The sequence below is a fragment of the Chamaesiphon sp. OTE_75_metabat_556 genome (assembly GCF_031378165.1).
Classification (GTDB): domain Bacteria; phylum Cyanobacteriota; class Cyanobacteriia; order Cyanobacteriales; family Chamaesiphonaceae; genus Chamaesiphon.
In genome coordinates this window covers 1-4636 of record NZ_JANNDR010000310.1, presented here as the reverse complement: position 1 = coordinate 4636, position 4636 = coordinate 1, and the positions used below count along the sequence as shown (strand labels likewise).

General features: G+C 44.5%; 6 protein-coding genes and 1 pseudogene. 6 read left to right on the top strand and 1 reads right to left on the bottom strand.

Annotated elements, in window-relative coordinates; genetic code table 11:
* From ureC to RMO27_RS12495, 5 genes and pseudogenes are all read left to right on the top strand, one after another.
* Positions 1–1303, top strand: a pseudogene (ureC, locus tag RMO27_RS12515) (urease subunit alpha); the annotation flags it as partial.
* A gap of 487 nt (positions 1304–1790) precedes the next feature.
* A complete protein-coding gene (locus tag RMO27_RS12510; RefSeq protein ID WP_309732924.1) occupies positions 1791–2027 on the top strand; it encodes a hypothetical protein in 237 nt (78 codons plus the stop codon).
* Between the two features lie 5 nt (positions 2028–2032).
* A complete protein-coding gene (locus RMO27_RS12505; RefSeq protein ID WP_309732922.1) occupies positions 2033–2389 on the top strand; it encodes a PadR family transcriptional regulator in 357 nt (118 codons plus the stop codon).
* A gap of 14 nt (positions 2390–2403) precedes the next feature.
* On the top strand, positions 2404–2856 hold the full coding sequence (locus RMO27_RS12500; RefSeq protein ID WP_309732920.1) for a hypothetical protein: 453 nt from the start codon (positions 2404–2406) through the stop codon (positions 2854–2856).
* Positions 2857–2895: 39 nt separating this feature from the next.
* On the top strand, positions 2896–3087 hold the full coding sequence (locus RMO27_RS12495) for a hypothetical protein (protein ID WP_309732917.1): 192 nt from the start codon (positions 2896–2898) through the stop codon (positions 3085–3087).
* Between the two features lie 37 nt (positions 3088–3124).
* Here the strand turns inward: RMO27_RS12495 and RMO27_RS12490 are convergent, their stop codons facing one another.
* The gene (locus tag RMO27_RS12490; protein ID WP_309732915.1) at positions 3125–3973 is read right to left on the bottom strand and encodes a hypothetical protein; all 849 of its coding nucleotides are present in this window, start codon (positions 3971–3973) and stop codon (positions 3125–3127) included.
* 227 nt (positions 3974–4200) lie between these two features.
* Between RMO27_RS12490 and RMO27_RS12485 the strand changes: the two genes are divergently transcribed.
* Complete coding sequence (locus RMO27_RS12485) at positions 4201–4464, top strand: hypothetical protein (protein ID WP_309732913.1); 264 nt, start codon at positions 4201–4203, stop codon at positions 4462–4464.
* The last annotated feature ends 172 nt before the right edge of the window (positions 4465–4636 follow it).

Genomic DNA, 4636 nt, shown 5'->3' with positions numbered 1-4636 from the left:
ACATCCATTTTATCTGCCCTCAACAGATTGAAGTCGCGATCGCGGCGGGAATTACCACGATGATTGGTGGCGGTACAGGGCCAGCAGCCGGAACGAGTGCGACTACCTGTACGCCTGGAGTATGGAATATGTACCGGATGTTGGAAGCGGCGGATGCATTTCCGATGAATATTGGCTTGTTGGGCAAGGGAAATAGCTCCCAGCCTCAAGGTTTGGTCGAGCAGGTGGAAGCAGGGGCGATCGGGTTAAAATTGCATGAAGATTGGGGCACTACACCCGCCACGATCGATAATTGTCTCAGCGTCGCGGATAAATATGATGTTCAAGTGGCAATTCACACGGATACGCTCAATGAAGCGGGATTTGTCGAAACCACAATTGCCGCTTTTAAAGGGCGCACGATTCATACCTATCACACCGAAGGCGCAGGCGGCGGACACGCGCCCGATATTATTCGCGTCTGCGGTGAAGCAAATGTTTTGCCCTCTTCGACTAATCCGACTCGTCCCTATACTTTAAACACCCTCGACGAACATTTAGATATGTTGATGGTGTGTCACCATCTCAGTCCCAGCATTCCTGAAGATGTTTCCTTTGCCGAGTCGAGAATTCGCCGCGAAACTTCGCCGCAGAAGATATTCTTCATGATTTGGGCGCATTTAGTATGATTTCTTCCGACTCCCAGGCAATGGGCAGAATTGGGGAAACAATCATTCGGACGTGGCAAACCGCCCATAAAATGAAAATCCAACGCGGTGGTTTACCTCAAGATAGTCAACCAGCCGATAATTTACGTGCCAAACGCTATATTGCTAAATATGCAATTAATCCCGCAATTACTCACGGGATTAGTAATTATGTCGGATCGATCGAGTCTGGTAAGATTGCCGATTTATGCTTATGGAAACCTGCCTTTTTTGGCGTCAAACCAGAAACAGTAATTAAGGGCGGAATGATTGCCTGGGCGCAAATGGGCGATGCCAATGCCAGTATTCCCACCCCCCAACCCGTCCACATGCGCCCGATGTTTGGTAGTTATGGCGGCGCAAGAACCAATACTGCTTTTACCTTTATGTCGCAAGTCGCGATCGAGCAATTTTTACCCGATCGATTACAGTTAAAGAAACAAGTTTTGGCGGTATCGGGGACTCGGAATATCAGCAAGCGGGATATGAAGTTAAATGATGCATTACCTCGGATTGAAGTAAATCCTGAAACTTATGAGGTAAGGGCAGATGGGGAGTTACTTACTTGTGAGCCTGCAACTGTGTTGCCGATGGCGCAGCGTTATTTCTTGTTTTAGTTTGGATTGGTAATATTCAAGTTGCTAGTTAACGTGGGGTTGGAAACCCCCGCTCGTGATGCAAAGTCCGCCTACGCGGACTAAGAGGGTGTTTGAAAAGTATAAATGAATCCCCCCAGCCCCCTTAAAAAGGGGAGAAAGATTCTTAGTCCCCCTTTTTAAGGGGGATTTAGGGGGTTTGACAGCCTGCGACTGTAACAAATAAAACTTTTCAAACACCCTCTAAGAAATTCAGTCCGCCTACGCGGACTTTGTATCATTAGCCCTCGATTTCAATCGAGGGCGGTATTAGAGCGATGCTAGTAATCTCTCCTTATTTTAACCGCAGAGGCGCAGAGGTCGCAGAGAGAGATTATCTTTACTAGGCATACATTAGAGCAATTTTTCTAGCGCAGATCGCGACTATTTCAGACATATCAGAAAAGAAAGTATTATGCTTTTGTAATAATCATGCTAAGATAGTATAGCTGATTAACAGGTACGTATCGTGCAAGAAATAGATATACTAGGAAAAGACGTTAGTGGTCTTCAAACCAAGATCGCAGTGCTGGAGAAAGAGATCGAGCACATGAAACAACAGTTAGAGTCGAGAGACGTATGGCTGCGAGGAATCGGTGTTGCGGTGGTTTCAGCAGTATTAGTCTGGTTTGGGCAAAATGCACTCGATTCTCATTCTGCTCAAAAAGCCAATTCAGTCGGTGTGTCAACTAGCAAAACAAAGTAAATAATATGGCAAAGAAACAAGACGGAGGGGTAATCATCCTATCCGCTACAGAAGAAGATATCTTGACCGTAATTTGGGGACACTCTCAGGGTGTCTATGGATTAGATATTCTCAATCGAATTAATAAAGCTAACAAAGAAACTAACCGCCGAGAAATTGGCGTGGGTAGTTTGTATCCCGCACTCAAACGAATGGAGCAACAAGGGTTAGTTACTGCTCGTTGGGGTGAAGAAGCTCTAGGCGAAGAATCTGGTGGCGCAAGAAGACGTTACTATGCAATCTCTGCTGATGGTAAGACAGCATTGAATGCAACACAAGCATATCGTCAACAACTGCTATCTAGTCCAACATTAGTTATTTAGAGAAACTTTGCTTTATGAAACCGACTTATAAGGAATGGAAAACTGAGTTGACGTATATCGCGTCCAAATTGAGGAAATCAGAAGTTACAAGCTATCAAGCGATGAGAGAATTATTCATATTATTCCGAATACCTGGTGCTTCTATTTATATAATTAAGCTTTATTTAGGCGTGGTAAAATCTCTACCAAGTAGTGCTGTCACAAAGGAGCTATTATCTATTCTTGCCAAGTCACTTTCGTCCAAAAACAAAGAAGAATTAACATCTGTTTTTATTAAGTCACTTTTGTCTAAGAATGAAGAATGGAGAGGTTTTATTAGTGAGCAAAAACATGGATGGAGAAAGGCAGGATTAACAAAGCAGCAAATCGACAGGAAGGTGGTGATGTTTTTCTTTGCTCTATACTGGGGTAAGTTTAAGACTTGGATTAAATTACTTAGGATCTTGTCTTGGGTAAGAATAAGATAATACAAGATATCGAGCATCAATCACTAAAGAATTAAACCTATGCTGATTCAGCAAATATACCAAGAACTGCAAGATATCCCCGAAGACAAACTCGCAGAAATTTACGATCTGATTCACTACTTTCGTCTGGGATTAGGGCAAGAACAGACACAGCCTCGCATTCCTGGATTACTAACAGGAAAACTCGGAGATGCTTTTTTTGAACCGCTACCAGAAGAGGAACTTCAGTAATGGGAGTAAACTATCTCATCTTGGCTTGTGAGATAATTTAACTAACTTCACTTACTGATTTACCTACAGCAACACCCCAGAAAAAATCTTTAATCGTCGCAGTGTCGGTATTAACGTGGATTTTCCGACCCCAGGAATAGATATCAAACTGGACGCGACTTTGCTTATTTTTAGTTATCTTCGTCGGTGGTTCGATCGAGATATTACCCAAAATCGTCACCCAATGATTGGGGAAAACGCGATGAAATCGGGACATGAAAAAAGAATTATTACCCAGCAAACCTTGAGAATTGATCAATCCAAATGCAACACCGCCTGCCTGAATCGTATTATCGGCTTCCTGAAGTGCGCGAAACTCGCCAGCTAAAGGCGTAGGATGAGATTTGGTTTGAGCATAGCCGAGGAGTTCGCGTACCCAACCATTGATTTCCCAGGGTTTGGTAATGCCACCGAGTTCGCGGATGAGTTTAGGTGCTTTGGGATGGACGGGGACGATTTTATTGGCACAATCGCGGAGCGTTGCCAGCAGCATCCAATCGGCTTGCGGCATCCTCAGATTGCCATAACTGCGACACAATCTACCCGAAGCGACGATTTTTTTGGTGTAGCCATCAAAACTGCCATGCTCGTAAAGATTTTGACAGATATCGATGTAACGATCGGGTTGTTTGCGAATTAGTTCAAATACTACCGCCGCAGGGCCGCAAAATGGCTGTTCGCCTTGTTCGACTTTGTAAGGATTATTCAGCCTGTCGCGAATATCCTCGATCAGTTGGCCTTTATCGAGATGATTCCAGACTCCAGTTTGGGTCGATCGAGCAAATTTGGCAAGCCGTTCGTCGATGCGCGGATCGATGGTTGCTGTCGTATTTATGTCGCTTCGCATATAATTCGGGGTGGGCGCGATATCGGCGAGTAACTACTCTTTCCTCATGTTACCCATATTAGCCAGGAATTCTCAAAATCGATACGGGATATTTGGAGTCTGAAAGGACTAATTTTCAACGAAAGATCTGTTGGTGAGGATGTTACAGAGCAATGTTGCTAATCGAATCATCCCGATTTGCTCGATCGATCGCCGAATCAATTAATAATGTGTTCGCGATCTGTAGAATGAAGTATCTTGTGTTTTGTCTAATTGGGACTGCGATTGCCCTCAATGCTTGCTCTTCTGCACCCACTGCGGCGGAGGAAGATCTGGAACAGAAAATCCACCCAGAATGTACGGCGATGAAATCAGACCTAGAACTCAAGCGAAATAGACTTGCTCTGGCGGCTCCTGCTGAGCAAGAACGCCTGAGTGCAGAACTGTCTCAAGCGGATCTCCAGTTCCCAAAATTGTGTCCTGTTGCAGCCAAATCTATGAAGGCAGATTAAGATCGAAATATTATCGATCGACACGACCTCTGATACATATGGACAATCATCACCAGGTCGAACAGATTGTTAATTTCCTCCAGATTTCCGATCGATTAGCTACCGCTGGACAACCGACAATCGAACAATATCCTGCTATCGCTGCCGTAGGCTATCAAGTTGTCATCAATCT